Origin of the sequence: Peteryoungia aggregata LMG 23059 (genome assembly GCF_030814435.1) — a bacterium.
Taxonomy (GTDB): Bacteria; Pseudomonadota; Alphaproteobacteria; order Rhizobiales; family Rhizobiaceae; genus Allorhizobium; species Allorhizobium aggregatum.
Genome location: NZ_JAUSUW010000001.1, coordinates 492,216 through 510,176, shown reverse-complemented (window position 1 = coordinate 510,176; position 17,961 = coordinate 492,216). Strand labels below are relative to the sequence as shown.

Below are 17,961 nucleotides of genomic sequence, written 5' to 3'. Positions count from 1 at the left end.
ACAAGGTCAAACCCTAAGGAGGAGAGCATGTCTATCAAGAATTGCCTGATGGCCGGCGCGCTGGCGCTAGCCTCCGTGTCCGGGCTCGCAGTGGCAGCCCATGCACAGGAAGAGGTCACCATCACCATATGGAGCCTCGACAAGCCGGAGCAGCCGGCCTGGAATCTGGCCCGCGAATTCGACGAGAAGGAGCCTGGCATCAAGGTCGAATATCGCCTGGTGCAGTTCGATGATGTCGTGAGCGAAGCGATGCGCGCCTATTCGACCGGCCAGGCGCCCGACATCATCGCCGTCGACAATCCCGAGCATGCGCTCTTTGCCTCGCGCGGCGCCTTCCTCGATCTGACCGACCGGATCGCCAAGTCGGAGGTGATCAAGCCGGCCAATTACTTCCCCGGCCCACTGAATTCCGTCACCTGGGACGGCAAGCTGTTCGGCGTGCCGAAGGCGACCAACACGATCGCGCTCTACTACAATGCCGACATGTTCAAGGAGAAGGGCCTCGATCCCGACAAGCCGCCGCAGACCTGGGCGGAACTCATCGATGCGGCGCGCAAGCTGACCGATCCCGCAAAGAACGTCTATGGCCTGGCCTTCTCGGCGAAGGGCAGTGAAGAGGGGACCTTCCAGTTCCTTCCCTGGGCGCAGATGGGCGGCGGCGGCTACGAGAAGATCAATGCCGATGGTGCGGTGAAGGCGCTCGAAGCCTGGAAGTCGATCATGGACGAGAAGCTCGCCTCCCCCGACAGTCTGACGCGCGGCCAGTGGGATTCCACCGGCACGTTCAACTCCGGCAATGCCGCCATGGCGATCTCCGGGCCCTGGGAGTTGAACCGCATGTCGGACGAAGCAAAATTCGACTGGCGCGTGACGCTTCTGCCGGTGCCGGAAGCCGGTGCCGAGCGCTCGTCCGCCATGGGTGACTTCAACTGGGCGATCTTTGCCAATAGCAAACATCCTGAAGAGGCCTTCAAGGCGCTCGAATACTTCGCCTCGCAGGACGACAAGATGTTCGAGAAGTATGGCCAGCTTCCGGCCCGCTCCGACATCACGCTGCCGGCCACCGGCAACGAGAAGAAGGATGCCGCGCTGAAGGTCTTCCAGGAGCAGCTGCAATACGCCAAGGCGCGCGGACCGCATCCGGAATGGCCGAAGATCTCCAAGGCGATCCAGGACGCCATCCAGGCCGCTCTCACCGGTCAGATGACGCCGAAGGATGCGCTTGATCAGGCGGCTGAAACCATCGCTGCCGTCACGGGGTGACATATTGGTACCGATACTCCGCCCATGCCCCACGTGGGAGGATCATCGTACCTCGTCAACCTCCCGGAGGGCCGTCCTCGTTCCCCTCGTCGCGGGGGCGGCCCGACCGGAGATTTCCATCGCGATGCGGAGACCCCCATGCGCAAGATCCTGTCCAGCCTGACTGATGGCCGTGGTTTCGACATCGGCCTCGTCGGACTGCCGCTCGCCTTCCTCTTCGTCCTGTCCGGCCTGCCGCTGCTTTACAATGTGCTGATGAGCTTCCAGGAAGTCGACATGTTCTCTCTGGGCACCTTCTTTCGCCCCTTTGTCGGCTTCAAGAACTACGTCTCGCTGTTTGCGCAGCGCGAGACCTGGCCGATTCTCACCAACACAGCCATCTTCGTCGGCGCCTCGATTGCCGGGCAGTTCCTGATCGGGTTTTCCCTCGCGCTGTTCTTCTGGACGAACTTCCCCGGCGCCTCCTGGCTGCGTGGGCTCTTTCTCGTCTCCTGGGTCATGCCCGGTCTCGTCGTCGGGGCGATCTGGAACTGGATCCTGTCGGGTGACTTCGGGGTGCTCAACTTCTTCCTGCGTGAGGCGGGCCTGATCTCGGAGAATATCTTCTGGCGCTCGGACCCCAACTATTCGCTCTGGGCCGTCATCATCGCCAATATCTGGCTTGGCACATCCTTCAACATGATCCTGCTCTCGGTCGGTCTCTCCGGAATTCCGAAAGATCTCTACGAGGCGGCCGAACTCGACGGTGCCAATGTCTGGCAGCGCTTCTGGACGATCACGCTGCCGATGATGCGCTCGACGATCGGCGCGATCATCTCGCTTGGTCTGATCTTCACACTGCAGCAATTCGATCTCTTCGCCGCCATTACCTCCGGTGGGCCGAACAACTCCTCCAACGTCGCGCAGTACTGGGCCTGGGACCAATCCTTCCGGCAATATGATTTCGCCCGTGGTGCGACGATCTCGGTCATCATGATCGTCTTCGTCATGCTGGCCTCGATCGTCTATGTCCGCTCGACCCGGCAGGAGGTGCGCGGATGAGTGAGACCTGGCACAACCGCCTGATGCTGGCGATCGCGATCCTGCTGGCCGCGATCTATCTCTTCCCGCTCTACTGGATGTACATCACGACGCTGAAGACCGGTTCGGCGATGTTTGCGACGCCGCCCAGTTTCTGGCCGAGCGATCCGCAATGGGGCGCTTACGTGTATGTCTGGGAGAGCCGGAACCTCGCCCGCTACATGTGGAACTCGCTCATCATCGCCTTTGGCGCCGTGGCGCTGATCACGCTTCTCGGTACGGGCTGCGCCTATGTGCTGGCCCGCTACCGCAACGGATGGATCGATGTCGGGCTATTCCTCATCCTGATGTTGCAGGTTCTGCCGGCCTCGCTGATGATCACGCCGATCTTCGTCGGCTTCTCGCAAATCGGGATGCTGGAATATCCGCGGCTCGCCGTCATCATCGCGATTGCCGCGAAGAGCATGCCCTTCTTCGTGGTGCTGGTGCGCGCCACCTTCATGAGCGTGCCGATCGAGCTTGAGGAGGCCGCACTTGTCGACGGCAATTCGCGGGTCGGCGCCTTCTTTCACATCGTCCTGCCGCTTGCCCGCAACGGCATTCTGGTGGCGGCCATTCTGATCTTCATGCAGGCCTTTGGCGAATTCGTCTATTCGAAGTCGATCATCCAGGATGCAGAATTCCAGCCGGCAAGCGTCGGCCTCAATTCCTTCATGGGGCCGAATACCAATGAGTGGAACTACATCATGGCGTTTGCCTCGATTTATGTGACGCCGATCCTGGCGGCCTTCGTTCTTCTGCAGCGCCGGATCGTCTCCGGGCTCACGTCTGGAGCTCTCAAATGACCCATCAGATCGAACTATCGGGCGTCAACAAATACTACGGCGCCTATCATGCGCTGCGCGATATCGACCTGAAGATCCGCAAGGGCTCCTTCGTCGCGCTCGTCGGTCCATCCGGCTGCGGCAAGTCCACGCTTTTGCGGTCGCTGGCCGGTCTCGAAAGCATTTCGACCGGTGACCTGTTGATTGCCGGCGAGCGGATGAACGGCGTCCCGCCGCGCAAACGCGACCTGGCCATGGTCTTCCAGTCCTATGCGCTTTATCCGCATATGACGGTGGAGGAGAATCTCACCTATTCGCTGCGCATTCGCGGGGTGAAGAAGGCAGAGGCGAAGAAGGCGGCGGAAGACGTTGCGGCGACGACGGGCTTGTCCAACCTGCTGCACCGCTATCCGCGCGAACTCTCCGGTGGCCAGCGCCAGCGCGTGGCGATGAGCCGGGCGATCATCCGGCATCCCAAGGCCTTCCTGTTCGACGAGCCGCTGTCCAACCTTGATGCCGCCCTTCGCGTCCATATGCGCAAGGAGATCCGCTCGCTGCATGACCGGCTGGGTGCCACCTCCGTCTATGTCACCCATGACCAGATCGAGGCGATGACCATGGCGGACCATGTTGTCGTCATGCGCCAAGGCGTGATCGAGCAGCAGGGCGCGCCGCTGGAACTCTATGACCGGCCGGTCAACAAGTTCGTCGCCGGCTTCATCGGCTCGCCGGCGATGAACTTCATCCCGGCGACGGTCGGGGCCGATGGTCGATCCCTGCTGCTTGACCTCGGCAGTCCTCAATCCATCCGGCTCGAACGTCCCGCACCTTCCAACCTCCAACTGGTGGTCGGGTTGCGACCTGAGCATCTGCGGCTGGTTCCCGAGGCTCACGCGCAAATCCGGCTGCCGGTCGGCGTCGTCGAGAGCACCGGGTCGATGACCTATATCACCTCGGCCAGCACACCCGAGATCAATGTCGTCGTGGCGGATCGGCAGACCCTGCGGGCCGGCGAAACAATGTCGCTCAGCTTCGATCCGGCGCATCTGCATCTCTTTGATCGAGACAGCGAAAGGCGGGTTGAAGCCTTCGCCTGACAGGCTCCTGTGAACAGCTATGGTCACAGATATCTGCAAGCTGCCGGTCGTTCTCGCGCTACTCCGGCGAGTTGCGCCCGCCGGATACAGGAGAGGTCAGGATTTCAGGATCCGCTCCGCGATTGTCGCGGCTTCCTCGACATGGGCGCGGCAAGCTGCCGCCGCCCGTTCGGGGTCGTTGCGCTCGATGGCCTCATAGATCTCGCGCATGCGGGCCGGCCCGGAAACTGTGCGGTTGCTGGTCGACAGTGTCATGACGCGCAGGCGGGAGATCCGGCCGTTCAGGCGGTTGACGATTTCCCAGGCAATGGTGTGGCCGCTCGCCTCGAACATGATCTTGTAGAATTCGTGGGTGGCGTCGAGGATCGCCGGTGGAGAGTGGTTCTTCGATGTGCGGTCGAGTTCGGCCAGGACTGCGCCTAGCTTCGCCTTGACCGCCGCGTCGGCGTGGCGGGCGCAATCGGCAGCCGCCGTCGATTCCAGAGCCGAGCGAATCTCGTAGATCTGTCTGGCGTCGTCCCAGGCGATGGTCGCGACGATCGGCCCCTGCTTGGCAATGTTCTCCACGAGACCTTCGGATTCAAGGTGCCGGATCACTTCGCGGATGACGGAGCGCGACACGCCCAGCTGATCACACAGCGTGCGCTCGACGAGCCGCTGTCCGGGTTCGAACAGACCCGCAATGATGGCGCGGCGCAGGCGATCGAGTGCGATCTCCCGAAGGGTTGCGGGCGGCGTTTCGATCCTGAGATCGGCCAAATCGGATTCTCTTTTCAGCATGGTCCTTCCTTACCGTCGTTTTTTGTTGGCGGCAAGCTCTTGACACGTTGTCTTATGGTATACCAACATGTGGCATACAGTAACGATGGAGACGACCTTGGTTCCGGTCATTCGCAAAACCCTCCTGCATGTCGAGACGACCCTGATCGAAGGGGGCAAGGCTGCGCCGACGCCGCTGAAGCTCATTGCGGCCATGGCGGTGGTCAAAAACCCCTGGGCCGGCCGAGGCTTTGTGGAAGATCTCAAGCCCGAGATCCATGCGGCTGCACCGGTGCTCGGCGCGCTGCTCACCCGCATGATCCTGGACGTGACCGGTTCAGGTGAAGCTGTCGAAGCCTATGGCAAGGCAGCGGTTGTCGGGCTTGACGGAGAAATCGAACACGCATCCGCCCTCATTCATACGCTGCGCTTCGGCAACCACTATCGCCAGGCTGTGGGCGCCAAATCCTATCTTGCCTTCTGCAATACGCGGGGAGGCGCAAATGCGCCGGTGATGATCCCGCTGATGGACAAGAATGACGAGGGGCGCCGGTCGCATTACCTGACCATCCAGTGCGCAATCCCCGACGCGCCGGCAGCCGACGAGATCGTCGTGGCGCTCGGCGCCTCGATCGGTGGACGTCCGCATCATCGCATCGGTGATCGTTACCAGGATCTCCAGGAGCTCGGAAACGATGTTCACAATCCCGCCGCGGTCTAGGACGGCATCGGGCACGGCCTATGCCGCGATCGGTCGCGGCGAGCCGCTTGTACTGATCCATGGCGTGGGGATGAAGCTCGAGGCCTGGACGCCGCAGATGCAAGCGCTGTCCGATCGTTTCGAGGTCATCGCCGCTGACTTGCCTGGGCACGGAGAGAGCCTGCCACTTCCGGCGGGTGCCGGACTTGGCGCATTCGTCGCAAGGTTCGTCACCTTCATCGAGGAGCTTGGGCAGGGTCCTGTCAGCGTCGCGGGCCATTCGATGGGGGCCTTGATTGCCGGCGGGCTCGCCGCCGAGGCCTCGCAGCGGATCAGCCGGGTGGCGTTGCTGAACGGAGTCCACAGGCGCGACGAGGCGGCACGAGAGGCGGTCACGGAGCGCGCTGCGGAGATCATGACGGGTGCCTTCGACCGTGAAGCGCCGCTCCGCCGCTGGTTCGGCGATGGAGGCGAGCATGAGGCGGCCTATGCCTTGTCCCGCCAATTGCTGGCCGAGGTGGACCAGCAGGGTTATGCCACGGCCTATGGCGCCTTTGCCACCGGTGACACGGTCTATGCCGATTGCTGGCCGCAGGTGCGGTGCCCCGCCCTGTTTCTGACCGGAGAAGGTGATCTGAATTCGACGCCGGAGATGGCGTGTGCAATGGCTGCGGCAGCCGCCGACGGCCGTGCGGTAGTCATCGCCGGACACCGGCACATGGTGAACCTGACCGCACCTGATGCGGTCAATGCGGCGCTGTCTGAATGGATGGCGCGGACCTGCGAGGAGGCTCGACATGACGCATGATCCCCGTGCCCTGCGCAATGCCTTCGGGGCCTTCCTGACCGGTGTCACCGTCGTGACCACCCACAATCCCGCCGGTGAGCCAATCGGCTTCACGGCCAATTCCTTCACCAGCGTCTCGCTTGATCCGCCGCTGCTGCTCGTTTGTCTGGCCAAGACCTCGCGCAATTTCGAGACAATGACACGCACCGCCGGTTTTGCCGTCAACATTCTCTCCGAGGCGCAGAAGGAGGTGTCCAATACCTTCGCCCGCCCGGTCGAGGATCGCTTTGCAGCTGTCGAATGGCGCGTCGGGCCCCATGGGTCGCCGGTATTCGCGGATGTCTCCGCCTGGTTCGACTGTTCCATGCATGAAGTCGTCGATGCCGGTGATCATGTGATCCTGATCGGTCGGGTCGAGGGGTTCGAGGACAGCGGCAAGGCCGGCCTTGGTTACGCGCGTGGCGGTTATTTTTCACCGGCCCAGTCCGACAGGGCTCTTGTCGGAGCGCCGGACATGCCGCAGCAGATTGGTGCGGTCGCCGAGCGCGATGGATCCGTTCTTCTTGTCGAGGACGGGAAGGGTGGGCTTCGGCTTCCTTCGAGCGACCTCGCAGCCGGTGACGGTGTCGGTTCGTTCTTTGCCTATCTGTCGACGCTGAGCGGTCTTCCTGTGGAGCCGGGGCTTGTCTACTCGATCTACGAAGACACCGGCGAGAAGCGCCAGCATGTGGTCTACCGGGCGGCGCTCGGCGAGGGGGAAACAAGCGCGTTGCCGCTGTTCCCGATCGACGCTCTGCCTCTCGACCGCGTCGCAGATCCCGCGACACGGGGCATCCTGAAGCGATACGCTCAGGAATCGAGCCTCGGCAATTTCGGGGTCTATGTCGGCAATCAGGAAAAGGGCCGGGTGCATGCCCAGGTCGGCAGAGGTTAGGCCATGAAGTTCTCGCTCTTCGTCCACATGGAACGGCTGGATGCCAGTCAGACGCATACGCAACTCTATGAAGAGTTCATCCAGCTCTGCGAGATCGCCGATCGCGGCGGCATGCATGCGATCTGGACCGGCGAGCACCACGCGATGGATTTCACCATCGCCCCGAACCCCTTCATCAACCTCGCGGACCTTGCCCGCCGCACGAAGAATGTGCGGCTCGGCACAGGAACGGTGATCGCGCCTTTCTGGCATCCGATCAAGCTGGCCGGTGAAGCGGCGATGACGGACATCATCTCCGATGGCCGCTTGGATATCGGTATTGCGCGCGGGGCCTATGGCTTCGAATACGAGCGCCTGCTGCCGGGCCTTGATGCCTGGGGCGCTGGCCAGCGCATGCGGGAACTCATCCCGGCGGTGAAGGGAATCTGGGGCGGCGACTATGCGCATCAGGGCGAGTTCTGGCAGTTTCCGTCGACGACCTCGGCACCGAAGCCGGTGCAGGAGCCACATCCCCCGATCTGGGTTGCTGCACGCGATCCCAACAGCCACGAATTTGCCGTTGCCAATGGCTGCAATGTCCAGGTGACGCCGCTCTGGAATGGCGATCCGGAAATCGAGGCCCTGATGGGCCGATTCAACACGGCCTGCGAAAAGGCACCGGACCAGCCTCGGCCGAAGATCATGCTGCTCCTGCACACCTATGTCGGCTCGGATGCGGTCGACGTCGAGCAGGCGACCAAGGAAGTCAGCGTCTACTACAATTACTTTTCCGCCTGGTTCAAGAACGAGAAGCCGATCCGCCAGGGGCTGATCGAGCGGCTCACCGAAGAGGAAATGTCCGGCAATGCAGCGCTCTCACCGGACGTGATGCGCAAGAACCTGCCGATCGGCACGGCGGATGAGGTGGTTGCCCGTCTGAAGGCCTATGAGGCGCTGGGCTATGACGAATATTCCATGTGGATCGACACGGGCATGTCCTTCGAGCGGAAGAAGGCCTCGCTCGAACGCTTCATCGCCGATGTCATGCCGGCTTTCGGCTGAGGGGGTCTGATGCAGCGCTTCCAGCAGTATATCAACGGTGTATTCGAGGACGGAAGCGGGCGGTTTGAAAGCCTCGATCCGGCAACGGCCAAGCCCTGGGCGGACATGCCGGAGGCGCGCGAGGCGGATGTCGAACGTGCGGTCGAGGCCGCCGAAAGCGCCCTGCTGGACGGGCCCTGGGCCGCGATGACGGCGACACAGCGGGGCAAGCTGCTCTACAAGCTCGCGGATCTCGTCGCGACGAATGCTCCGAAGCTCGCCGAACTCGAAACCCGTGATACGGGAAAGATCATCCGCGAGACCTCCGCGCAGATCGCCTATGTCGCCGACTACTATCGCTACTATGCAGGGCTGGCCGACAAGATTGAGGGTGCCTATCTCTCGATCGACAAGGCCGACATGGATGTGTGGCTGCGCCGCGAACCGGTCGGTGTGGTAGCCGCGATCGTTCCCTGGAACAGCCAGCTGTTTCTCTCGGCCGTCAAGCTCGGCCCGGCGCTCGCGGCCGGCTGTACCCTGGTGGTCAAGGCCTCGGAAGAGGGGCCGGCACCGCTGCTGGAGTTTGCCCGGCTGGTGCATGAAGCCGGCTTCCCGGCTGGCGTCGTCAACATTCTCACGGGTTTCGGCCCGTCCTGCGGTTCGGCGCTCACCCGCCATCCGAAGATCGCCCATATCGCCTTCACCGGTGGCCCCGGAACGGCTGCTGCCGTCGTGCGCAATTCGGCGGAGAACCTCGCCAGCACATCGCTCGAACTCGGCGGCAAATCGCCCTTTATCGTCTTTGCCGACGCCGATCTGGACAGTGCCGCCAACGCCCAGGTCGCAGGCATCTTTGCCGCGACCGGACAATCCTGCGTGGCGGGGTCGCGCCTGATCGTCGAGGCCTCAGTCAAGGAGCGCTTCCTTGCCATTCTGAAGAGCAAAGCAGAGGCCATTCGCATTGGTTCGCCGCTCGAGATGGCAACCGAAGTCGGGCCGCTTTGTACTGCGCGCCAGCGGGAGCTGATCGAAAAGACGGTCCACTCATCCCTGGATGCCGGTGCCCTGCTAGTGACCGGCGGCGGCAGGCCGAAGGATGTGGGTTACTACTATGCGCCGACGATCCTCGATTGTGACGGTGTGACATCGCCATCGGTCGAAACGGAATTGTTTGGCCCGGTGCTTTCGGTTCTTTCCTTTGAAACGGAAGCCGAGGCCGTGCAGCTTGCCAATGACACGCGCTACGGACTGGCCGCCGGCGTCTTCACGCAGAACCTCGCCCGTGCCCACCGCATGGTCCGACGCATCCGTGCGGGTGTCGTGTGGGTCAACACCTATCGTGCTGTTTCGCCGATTGCGCCCTTTGGTGGCTTTGGACAGTCCGGTCATGGGCGTGAGGGCGGACTGGCTGCCGCGCTCGACTACACGCGGACAAAGACCGTCTGGGTCCGAACCTCAGACGATCCGATCCCCGATCCGTTCGTGATGCGGTGACGCCATGTATTACGAGATCCGCACCTATCGACTGAAGAACGGCGCCATTCCCGACTATCTCAAGGTGGTCGAGGAGGAAGGCATCACGATCCAGAAGCAGCATCTCGGACGACTGGTCGGTTACTTCTACTCCGAAATCGGCCCGATCAACGAAATCGTCCACATCTGGGCCTTTGCCAGCCTGGACGAACGGCAGGAGCGGCGAGCCGCGCTGATGGCCGACCCGGCCTGGCGCGCCTTCCTGCCCAAAATCCGCGACCTCATCGAGCTCGCCGACAACAAGATCATGAAGCCGGCGGCGTTTTCGCCGCTCGGTGCAAGCCTGCCTGCATGACACATAAAAAGAGAACAATAACGGAGAACGGGAACATGAAAAAACTACTGGTAGCGACTGTCTTCACCACCCTGGTCGGCTTTGCGGGAACTGCGCTCGCCGATCAGATCGTCTTTTCGAGCTGGGGCGGCACGACCCAGGATGCGCAGAAGGAACACTGGGCCGACAGCTTCACGAGCAATACCGGCACCACTGTGGTCCAGGATGGTCCGACCGACTACGGCAAGATCAAGGCCATGGTCGAGGCCGGCAGCGTTACCTGGGACGTGGTCGATGTCGAGGGTGACTATGCGGTCCAGGCCGGCAAGGCTGGTCTGCTCGAACCGCTCGATTTCTCGATCATCGACAAGTCCAAGCTCGACCCGCGCTTCGTCACCGACTTTTCGGTCGGCAGCTTCTATTATTCCTTCGTCATTGGCTGCAACAAGGATGCTGCCGGCACCTGCCCGAAGACCTGGGCCGACCTGTTCGACACCGCCAAGTTCCCCGGCAAGCGTGCCTTCTACAAGTGGTCGGCGCCCGGCGTGATCGAGGCGGCTCTGCTGGCCGACGGTGTTGCCGCAGACAAGCTCTACCCGCTCGATCTCGACCGCGCCTTCAAGAAGCTCGACACCATCAAGGCCGATATCATCTGGTGGGACGGCGGGGCTGCTTCTCAGCAGTTGCTGGCTTCCGGCGAAGCGCCCTTCGGCTCGTTCTGGAACGGGCGCCTGACCGCGCTCGCGGCCACCGGGGTCACTGTCGAAACGTCCTGGGACCAAAACATCACCGCTGCAGATTCGCTCGTCGTGCCGAAGGGCACGAAGAACAAGGATGCCGCGATGAAGTTTATCGCCCACGCGACGGCCGACATGCAGCAATCGCTGTTCGCCATGGCGACGGGCTATGCACCGACCAATCTCGATGCCAACCTTCTGATGGACGAGGCCGTCCGCAAGACGCTGCCCGACATGCAGGCCGAGAGCCAGGTCAATGCCGACATGAACTATTGGGCCGACAATCGCGATGAGATCGGCAAGCGCTGGTACGACTGGCAGGCGAAGTAACCGCCAAGCCGGCCGGTTTCCACCGGCCGGCTCACCACCATCGGGGTACAGCATGGCCAATCTCGCGATACCGGACAAAGGCAGGCTGCGCGCGAAGCCACGCAGTGGGGCATTCGCCTATGCGATGCCGGCGCTCGTCCTGATCATCCTCTTCTTCGTCACGCCGGTGCTCGGCCTTCTGTTGCGCAGCGTGACCGAGCCTGAATTCGGGATGCAGAACTACGCCGAACTGATCGGCAGCGGCACCTATCTGCGCATCTTCGCCAATACCTTCCTGGTGGCCGGGGTGGTGACGGCGCTTTCGGTGGTCATCGGCTATCCGGTCGCCTGGGCGCTTGCCGTTCTTCCGCGGCATTGGTCGCAACTGGTCTTCGCCATCATCATCCTGTCGATGTGGACCAATCTGCTTGCGCGCACCTATGCCTGGATGGTCCTTCTGCAGCGAACGGGCGTGATCAACAAGACGCTGATGGGACTTGGACTGATCGAGCAGCCGCTGCCATTGGTCAACAACCTTGTCGGCGTCACGATCGGCATGACCTACATCATGCTGCCCTTCGTTATCTTGCCGCTGGTCGGGGTGCTCAGGTCGATCGATCCTGCCATCCTCAGGGCCGGTGCCCTGTGCGGCGCAAACAGTTTCCAGTGTTTCGTGCACATCCTGCTTCCCCTGTCCCTCCCGGGTGTCGCGGCGGGTGGCCTGATGGTCTTCGTCATGGCGCTTGGCTACTATGTCACCCCCGCGCTGCTCGGCGGGACGGCGAACATGATGCTGGCCGAAACGATCGCGCAATTCGTCCAGTCCCTGGTCAACTGGGGCATGGGAGGTGCCGCTGCCTTCGTGCTGCTGGTCGTCACCCTCCTTCTCTATGCTCTGCAACTGCGCCTCTTCGGCGCCCGCCGGATCGGCTGAGGAGGCGCCACCATGCTGCTCGACTATGACAAGCTCGGTGCCTGGAAGTGGTTGCTCATCGGCGTGACCACACTCGTGTGTCTTTTCCTCGTGCTGCCGATCTTCTTCATTGCCGCGCTCTCTTTCGGCTCCTCGCAATGGCTCATTTTCCCGCCGCCGTCCTGGACGATGCGTTGGTATATCGAGCTGTTCTCGGATCCCCGATGGCTGCAATCGGCGCTTACCAGCCTGCAGATCGCGGCGATCGTTACAGTGCTCTCCGTTGTCATCGGGTTTCTCGCCGCCTTCAGCCTCAACCGGGGCAGCTTTGTGGGCAAGGAGCTGATGCGAGCGCTGTTCCTCACGCCGATGATCCTTCCGGTCGTGGTGCTTGCAGTGGCGCTCTACGCCTTTTTCCTGAAGATCGGGCTGGCCGGCACCCTGCCTGGATTCATCATCGCCCATCTCCTCGTTGCCCTGCCGTTTTCGATCATCTCGATCGGCAGTGCGCTCGAGGGTTTCGACAAGTCTATTGAGGACGCGGCGATCCTGTGTGGTGCAAGCCCCTGGGAGGCGCGGCTGAGAGTTACGGTTCCGGCGATCAGCCACGGAATCTTCGGGGCGGCAGTCTTCTCCTTTCTCGCCTCCTGGGACGAGGTGGTGCTGGCGATCTTCATGGCCAGCCCGACACTTCAGACTTTGCCGGTGAAAATCTGGACGACGCTGCGCCAGGATCTGACGCCGGTTATCGCTGCCGCCTCCACGCTTCTGATCCTCTTCACGCTCCTTTTGATGATTATCGCGGCCGTGCTCCGCAAGGGACGAAAAACATGACGTCAGCTTTCATCGAGATCCGCGATATCCGCAAGGATTATGGTCCGATCACTGCGGTCAAGGATGTCACGCTCGATATCAAGAAGGGCGAGTTCATGACCTTTCTCGGACCCTCGGGGTCTGGCAAGTCAACGACGCTCTACATGCTGGCGGGCTTCGAACATCCGACTGCCGGAGACATCCGGGTCGATGGCGCAAGCCTTCTGGATACGCCATCTCACAAACGCAATATTGGTATGGTGTTCCAGCGCTATACGCTGTTTCCGCATCTGACGGTGGGCGAGAACGTCGCCTTTCCCTTGCGCATCCGCCGCATGCCGAAGGCCGAGGTTGAGCGCAAGGTGAAGGAGGCCCTGCGCCTGGTGCGGCTGGAAGGATTCGAGGACCGCAAGCCGGCCCTGATGTCGGGTGGGCAGCAGCAGCGCGTGGCACTCGCGCGGGCGCTGATCTACGATCCACCGGTGCTGCTGATGGACGAGCCGCTCTCGGCGCTCGACAAGAAGCTGCGCGAAGAGATCCAGTTCGAGATCCGCCGCATTCATCGGGAAACCGGTGTGACCATTCTTTACGTGACACATGACCAGGAGGAGGCACTCCGCCTCTCCGACCGGATCGCGGTGTTCAGCCATGGCCGCATCGACCAGATCGGTTCAGGACAGACGCTCTATGCAGAACCCGCGACGCGGTTCGTTGCGGGCTTCATCGGCGACTCGAATTTCGTCGATGCCGACGTCGTTGAGGTGCAGGGGAGCTCGGCAAGGCTTCGTCTGCAGGGCGGCGTGGAAGTGGCGGGCGTGCCGCTGCATGGTGCTTCGAAGGGAAGCCGGGGGGCGTTGCTTCTGCGGCCCGAACGCATCGAATTGCGCAAGGGCAGCGGTGATGGACGGCATCTGAACGGGACCATTCGGGACATGACGTTCCTCGGCAACAACACCGACATCCTGGTTGATCTCTCGGAAGGCGGTTCTGTGTCAGTGCGCCTGCCGTTCGGACACCCTTTGCTGCACGATCTCGGACCGATGGCGGCTGTCGACATCCTGTTCGATCCGGCCGGTGCGCATGTCTTTGAAACGTAAGTCGGACCGAACGGAATGCGGCCAATCAGCGAAGACAAGAATGGGGCGGCCATGGCCGCCCCATTCTTTCTTCATAGTCCTGCCTGACTGAGGGGCGGCCGGGTGCGACACCTGGCCAAAGCTCACCCCATCCGCTCGGAGGCATAGGAGCCGGGGCTTGCCGGGAAGACGACGGTTCTGTTGCCGTTGATGAAGGTGCGGTGGTGGATATGGGCGTGGATGGCACGCGCCAGCACCTGGCTTTCGACGTCGCGGCCGATCGAAACATAGTCGTCCGCCGACTGGGCATGGGTGATGCGGGCGACGTCCTGCTCGATGATCGGGCCTTCATCGAGATCGGCGGTGACGTAGTGCGCCGTTGCCCCGATCAGCTTCACGCCGCGCTCGAAGGCCTGCTTGTAGGGGTTGGCGCCCTTGAAGGACGGCAGGAAGGAGTGGTGGATGTTGATGATCTTGCCGGACATCTTCTGGCACATCTGGTCGGACAGGATCTGCATGTAGCGGGCCAGCACGATGAGCTCGGTGCCGGTCTGCTCGACGATGTCCATGATGCGGGCTTCGGCTTCCGGCTTGTTGGCCTTGGTCACCGGGATGTGGTGGAAGGGGATGTCGTGGTTCACGACGACCTTCTGGTAGTCGAAGTGGTTGGAGATGACGCCGACGATCTCGATCGGCAGGGCACCGATCTTCCAGCGGTAGAGCAGGTCGTTGAGGCAGTGGCCGAAGCGCGAGACCATCAGCAGCACCTTCATCTTGGCATCGCCGTCATGGAACTCGGCGGTCATTCCGAATGTCTTCTTCACAGGTTCCAGCCCTGCGGTGATCTCCCCGATCGTCGCTCCGTCCTCAATAATGAAGCTGAGCCGCATGAAGAACATGCCGGTGTCGAGGTCGTCGAATTGCGAGGAGTCGACGAGGTAGCAACCTTTCTCGGCGAGCAGGCCCGTGATGGCGGCCACGATGCCGCGGGTCGACTTGCAGGAAACGGTCAGCACATATTTCATCGGTTCAGGCTCCGGGTGGTGACAGCAATCGGCCAGATGTCATCATCCTCGCCCTACGGGCGAGGATCTGCAACGGTGATGGCGGAGAAAGGACGCAAATGCCCGGGACGAGCCCGAGCATGACGTCCGCGTTTCACGGCGAATTCAGACGTCCAGCGTCGTCTGGTGCTCCCAGGCGGTGAATTGCGAGCAGTAGGTGTTCCACTCGCCATGCTTGAGCTTGAGATAAGCAGCGGAGAACTCCGTGCCGAGTGCCGCCTGGAGGCCCTTATCGTCCTCATAGGCGCGCAGTGCATCCAGCAGGTTGAGCGGCAGCTTCGGCGCGTCCTTGATCAGGTGCCCGTCGCGATACATGTCGATATCGTGGTGCGGGCCCGGATCGGCATCGCTTTTCAGGCCGCTCAGGCCCGCCGCGATGATGATGGCTTGAAGCAGGTAGGGATTGACCGCGCCATCCGGCAGGCGCAGCTCGAAACGGCCAGGGCCGGGCACGCGCACCATATGGGTGCGGTTGTTGCCGGTCCAGGTCACCGTGTTCGGCGCCCAGGTAGCGCCGGAAATCGTGCGTGGGGCGTTGATGCGCTTGTAGGAATTGACGGTGGGATTGGTCACGGCGGCGAGTGCCGAGGCATGTTTCATGATGCCGCCGAGAAAGGTCTTGCCCTTGGCTGACAGACCAAACGGCATTGCCTTGTCGGCAAAGGCGTTGACCTTGCCATCGAGATCCCAGACCGAGATATGCGCGTGGCAGCCATTGCCGGTCAGGCCCTTGAAGGGCTTGGGCATGAAAGTGGCGCGAAGTCCGTGCTTCTCGGCCACGGATTTCACCATGAACTTGAAGAAGGAATGCTTGTCGGCGGTCTTCAGCGCGTCGTCATATTCCCAGTTCATCTCGAACTGGCCGTTCGCATCTTCGTGGTCGTTCTGGTAGGGTTTCCACCCCATTTCCAGCATGTAATCGCAGATTTCGGCAATCACATCGTAACGGCGCATCAGCGCCTGCTGGTCGTAGCAGGGCTTTTCGGCATTATCGAATTCGTCGGAAATCTTCTCGCCATCGGCGGAAATCAGGAAGAATTCCGGCTCGACGCCGGTCTTGACCCGGAGGCCCATCTCGGCGGCTTCCGTGACCAGACGCTTCAAGACCACGCGTGGCGCCTGTTCGACCGGCTTGTCTTCCATGACGCAATCGGCAGCGACCCAGGCGACATCCTTCTTCCATGGCAGTTGGATGACGGAGGAGGCGTCGGGAATGGCGAAGAGGTCGGGATGGGCCGGCGTCAGATCCAGCCAGGTGGCAAAACCCGCAAAACCCGCACCATCCTTCTGCATGTCGGCGATCGCTTCGGTCGGCACCAGCTTGGCGCGCTGGGCACCGAACAGATCCGTGTAGCTGATCATGAAATATTTGATGCCGCGCTCGGCGGCGAAGCTTGCAAGATCCTGTGTCACGTCGTTCCCCTGTTTTTATGGATTGAGACACATGTTGGAATTGAAAATGGCCGCATCCGTGGGAGCCGGATGCGGCCATTCATGGTTTAGAAACCTCCCTTGCCGGGGTACCAGCTGGTGCCGGCCAGTGGGATCTGGGCCATGGCGGCGGCTTCCATGGTGAGCGCGCAGAGATCTTCCGGCTCGAGATTGGTCAGCTTGTTCTTGCCGCAGGCGCGCGCAATCGTTTGGGCTTCCAGCGTCATGACCTTCAGGTAATTGGCAAGCCTGCGACCGGCGGCGACCGGATCGAGACGGGCGGCAAGCTCGGGATCCTGCGTGGTGATGCCGGCGGGATCCTTGCCTTCATGCCAGTCGTCATAGGCGCCGGCGGTGGTGCCCAGCTTCTGGTATTCCTCTTCCCATTTGGGATCATTGTCACCGATGGCAACCAGTGCCGCCGTGCCGATGGCAACGGCATCGGCGCCAAGCGCCAGGGCCTTGGCCACATCCGCGCCGGAACGGATGCCGCCCGAGACGATCAGTTGAACCTTGCGATGCATGCCCAGATCCTGCAGCGCCTGGACGGCGGGGCGGATGCAGGCAAGCGTCGGCATGCCGACATTTTCGATGAACACGTCCTGGGTTGCGGCCGTTCCGCCCTGCATGCCATCCAGCACCACGACATCGGCGCCGGCCTTCACGGCGAGGGCCGTATCGTAATACGGACGGGCGCCGCCGACCTTCACATAGATGGGCTTTTCCCAGTCGGTGATTTCGCGCAGTTCAAGGATCTTGATTTCCAGATCGTCCGGGCCGGTCCAGTCGGGATGGCGGCAGGCGGAGCGCTGGTCGATGCCCTTGGGCAGATTGCGCATATTGGCCACACGGTCGGAGATCTTCTGGCCGAGCAGCATGCCCCCGCCGCCGGGCTTTGCGCCCTGACCGACCACCACTTCTATGGCATCGGCGCGGCGCAGATCCTTGGGGTTCATGCCATAACGCGAGGGCAGATACTGGTAGACGAGTGTCTGGGAATGGCCGCGTTCCTCGTCCGTCATGCCGCCATCGCCTGTCGTGGTGGACGTGCCGGCAAGCGTGGCCCCACGGCCGAGCGCTTCCTTGGCATTGCCTGAGAGAGCGCCGAAGGACATGCCGGCAATGGTGATCGGGGTCTTCAAGTAGATCGGCTTCTTGGCAAAGCGCGTGCCGAGCACCACCGAGGTGTCGCATTTTTCGCGGTAGCCTTCGAGTGGATAGCGCGAGATGGAGGCGCCGAGGAAAAGCAGGTCGTCGAAATGCGGCACCTTGCGTTTGGTGCCGGCGCCACGGATGTCATAGATGCCGGTAGCAGCCGCACGGCGGATTTCGGCCAGCGTGTAGTCGTCAAAGGTTGCAGACTTGCGCGGCGGGGTGAAGGGGTTGTGATAGCTCATGGCTTTTCCT

18 protein-coding genes are annotated in these 17,961 nt (G+C 62.0%); 14 read left to right on the top strand and 4 right to left on the bottom strand.

From position 1 onward, the window contains the following. The first annotated feature begins 27 nt into the window (after nucleotides 1–27). The 4 genes from J2045_RS02445 (at nucleotide 28) to J2045_RS02430 (ending at nucleotide 4,204) form a co-directional block, all read left to right on the top strand. Nucleotides 28–1,263 (top strand): ABC transporter substrate-binding protein, encoded by a 1,236-nt coding sequence (locus J2045_RS02445; RefSeq protein ID WP_307368977.1) that lies wholly within the window; start codon nucleotides 28–30, stop codon nucleotides 1,261–1,263. Between the two features lie 138 nt (nucleotides 1,264–1,401). After that, a complete protein-coding gene (locus J2045_RS02440) occupies nucleotides 1,402–2,304 on the top strand; it encodes a carbohydrate ABC transporter permease (RefSeq protein ID WP_307368973.1) in 903 nt (300 codons plus the stop codon). Beyond that, a complete protein-coding gene (locus tag J2045_RS02435; RefSeq protein WP_307368970.1) occupies nucleotides 2,301–3,128 on the top strand; it encodes a carbohydrate ABC transporter permease in 828 nt (275 codons plus the stop codon). The genes J2045_RS02440 and J2045_RS02435 overlap by 4 nt, the downstream gene beginning before the upstream one ends. After that, on the top strand, nucleotides 3,125–4,204 hold the full coding sequence (locus J2045_RS02430; RefSeq protein WP_307368966.1) for an ABC transporter ATP-binding protein: 1,080 nt from the start codon (nucleotides 3,125–3,127) through the stop codon (nucleotides 4,202–4,204). The genes J2045_RS02435 and J2045_RS02430 overlap by 4 nt, the downstream gene beginning before the upstream one ends. 96 nt (nucleotides 4,205–4,300) lie before the next feature. Here J2045_RS02430 and J2045_RS02425 read toward each other — a convergent pair whose 3' ends face one another. Further along, nucleotides 4,301–4,984: a GntR family transcriptional regulator gene (locus tag J2045_RS02425; protein WP_307368963.1), complete on the bottom strand. Its 684-nt coding sequence runs from the start codon at nucleotides 4,982–4,984 to the stop codon at nucleotides 4,301–4,303. A gap of 85 nt (nucleotides 4,985–5,069) precedes the next feature. On the opposite strand from J2045_RS02425, the gene J2045_RS02420 reads away from it, so the two are divergent. From J2045_RS02420 to J2045_RS02375, 10 genes are read left to right on the top strand one after another with little or no spacing between them, the layout of a single operon-like run. Then, a complete protein-coding gene (locus tag J2045_RS02420; protein WP_370872958.1) occupies nucleotides 5,070–5,684 on the top strand; it encodes an amino acid synthesis family protein in 615 nt (204 codons plus the stop codon). Next, entirely contained in the window at nucleotides 5,659–6,471 is an 813-nt protein-coding gene (locus J2045_RS02415) for an alpha/beta fold hydrolase (RefSeq protein WP_307368960.1), read from the top strand. The genes J2045_RS02420 and J2045_RS02415 overlap by 26 nt, the downstream gene beginning before the upstream one ends. Continuing rightward, nucleotides 6,461–7,384, top strand: coding sequence for a flavin reductase family protein (locus tag J2045_RS02410; RefSeq protein ID WP_307368957.1), 924 nt, complete (start codon nucleotides 6,461–6,463; stop codon nucleotides 7,382–7,384). The genes J2045_RS02415 and J2045_RS02410 overlap by 11 nt, the downstream gene beginning before the upstream one ends. Before the next feature lie 3 nt (nucleotides 7,385–7,387). Beyond that, complete coding sequence (locus J2045_RS02405; protein WP_307368954.1) at nucleotides 7,388–8,425, top strand: LLM class flavin-dependent oxidoreductase; 1,038 nt, start codon at nucleotides 7,388–7,390, stop codon at nucleotides 8,423–8,425. A 9-nt stretch (nucleotides 8,426–8,434) separates the two neighbouring features. Next, nucleotides 8,435–9,898, top strand: a complete 1,464-nt coding sequence (locus J2045_RS02400; RefSeq protein ID WP_307368951.1) for an aldehyde dehydrogenase — start codon at nucleotides 8,435–8,437, stop codon at nucleotides 9,896–9,898. Between the two features lie 4 nt (nucleotides 9,899–9,902). Beyond that, on the top strand, nucleotides 9,903–10,232 hold the full coding sequence (locus J2045_RS02395) for an NIPSNAP family protein (protein ID WP_307368950.1): 330 nt from the start codon (nucleotides 9,903–9,905) through the stop codon (nucleotides 10,230–10,232). Between the two features lie 35 nt (nucleotides 10,233–10,267). Next, the gene (locus J2045_RS02390) at nucleotides 10,268–11,278 is read left to right on the top strand and encodes an ABC transporter substrate-binding protein (protein ID WP_166598989.1); all 1,011 of its coding nucleotides are present in this window, start codon (nucleotides 10,268–10,270) and stop codon (nucleotides 11,276–11,278) included. Nucleotides 11,279–11,330: 52 nt separating this feature from the next. Then, nucleotides 11,331–12,191 (top strand): ABC transporter permease, encoded by an 861-nt coding sequence (locus tag J2045_RS02385; RefSeq protein ID WP_307368941.1) that lies wholly within the window; start codon nucleotides 11,331–11,333, stop codon nucleotides 12,189–12,191. 12 nt (nucleotides 12,192–12,203) lie between these two features. Continuing rightward, nucleotides 12,204–13,004: an ABC transporter permease gene (locus tag J2045_RS02380; RefSeq protein ID WP_307368938.1), complete on the top strand. Its 801-nt coding sequence runs from the start codon at nucleotides 12,204–12,206 to the stop codon at nucleotides 13,002–13,004. Then, nucleotides 13,001–14,080 (top strand): ABC transporter ATP-binding protein, encoded by a 1,080-nt coding sequence (locus J2045_RS02375; protein ID WP_307368936.1) that lies wholly within the window; start codon nucleotides 13,001–13,003, stop codon nucleotides 14,078–14,080. Before J2045_RS02380 ends, J2045_RS02375 begins: the two co-directional genes overlap by 4 nt. 122 nt (nucleotides 14,081–14,202) lie before the next feature. Here the strand turns inward: J2045_RS02375 and purU are convergent, their stop codons facing one another. From purU to J2045_RS02360, 3 genes are all read right to left on the bottom strand, one after another. Then, nucleotides 14,203–15,084 carry a formyltetrahydrofolate deformylase gene (purU, locus tag J2045_RS02370; RefSeq protein WP_307368934.1) on the bottom strand — a complete coding sequence of 294 codons (882 nt, stop codon included), beginning with the start codon at nucleotides 15,082–15,084 and terminating at the stop codon, nucleotides 14,203–14,205. 144 nt (nucleotides 15,085–15,228) lie between these two features. Further along, nucleotides 15,229–16,536, bottom strand: coding sequence for a type III glutamate--ammonia ligase (glnT, locus tag J2045_RS02365; protein ID WP_307368932.1), 1,308 nt, complete (start codon nucleotides 16,534–16,536; stop codon nucleotides 15,229–15,231). A gap of 86 nt (nucleotides 16,537–16,622) precedes the next feature. Beyond that, the gene (locus J2045_RS02360) at nucleotides 16,623–17,951 is read right to left on the bottom strand and encodes an FMN-binding glutamate synthase family protein (protein WP_307368929.1); all 1,329 of its coding nucleotides are present in this window, start codon (nucleotides 17,949–17,951) and stop codon (nucleotides 16,623–16,625) included. Between the last annotated feature and the right edge of the window lie 10 nt (nucleotides 17,952–17,961).

Bases quoted from the DNA above. Each gene is read 5' to 3' on its own strand.
- J2045_RS02430 (WP_307368966.1), top strand. From the start codon at position 3,125: ATGACCCATCAGATCGAACTATCGGGCGTCAACAAATACTACGGCGCC.
- J2045_RS02440 (WP_307368973.1), top strand. From the start codon at position 1,402: ATGCGCAAGATCCTGTCCAGCCTGACTGATGGCCGTGGTTTCGACATC.
- J2045_RS02405 (WP_307368954.1), top strand. From the start codon at position 7,388: ATGAAGTTCTCGCTCTTCGTCCACATGGAACGGCTGGATGCCAGTCAG.
- J2045_RS02445 (WP_307368977.1), top strand. From the start codon at position 28: ATGTCTATCAAGAATTGCCTGATGGCCGGCGCGCTGGCGCTAGCCTCC.
- J2045_RS02435 (WP_307368970.1), top strand. From the start codon at position 2,301: ATGAGTGAGACCTGGCACAACCGCCTGATGCTGGCGATCGCGATCCTG.
- J2045_RS02415 (WP_307368960.1), top strand. From the start codon at position 5,659: ATGTTCACAATCCCGCCGCGGTCTAGGACGGCATCGGGCACGGCCTAT.
- J2045_RS02375 (WP_307368936.1), top strand. From the start codon at position 13,001: ATGACGTCAGCTTTCATCGAGATCCGCGATATCCGCAAGGATTATGGT.
- J2045_RS02380 (WP_307368938.1), top strand. From the start codon at position 12,204: ATGCTGCTCGACTATGACAAGCTCGGTGCCTGGAAGTGGTTGCTCATC.
- J2045_RS02360 (WP_307368929.1), bottom strand. From the start codon at position 17,951: ATGAGCTATCACAACCCCTTCACCCCGCCGCGCAAGTCTGCAACCTTT.
- J2045_RS02400 (WP_307368951.1), top strand. From the start codon at position 8,435: ATGCAGCGCTTCCAGCAGTATATCAACGGTGTATTCGAGGACGGAAGC.
- purU (WP_307368934.1), bottom strand. From the start codon at position 15,084: ATGAAATATGTGCTGACCGTTTCCTGCAAGTCGACCCGCGGCATCGTG.
- J2045_RS02410 (WP_307368957.1), top strand. From the start codon at position 6,461: ATGACGCATGATCCCCGTGCCCTGCGCAATGCCTTCGGGGCCTTCCTG.
- J2045_RS02420 (WP_370872958.1), top strand. From the start codon at position 5,070: ATGGAGACGACCTTGGTTCCGGTCATTCGCAAAACCCTCCTGCATGTC.
- J2045_RS02385 (WP_307368941.1), top strand. From the start codon at position 11,331: ATGGCCAATCTCGCGATACCGGACAAAGGCAGGCTGCGCGCGAAGCCA.
- J2045_RS02425 (WP_307368963.1), bottom strand. From the start codon at position 4,984: ATGCTGAAAAGAGAATCCGATTTGGCCGATCTCAGGATCGAAACGCCG.
- J2045_RS02395 (WP_307368950.1), top strand. From the start codon at position 9,903: ATGTATTACGAGATCCGCACCTATCGACTGAAGAACGGCGCCATTCCC.
- J2045_RS02390 (WP_166598989.1), top strand. From the start codon at position 10,268: ATGAAAAAACTACTGGTAGCGACTGTCTTCACCACCCTGGTCGGCTTT.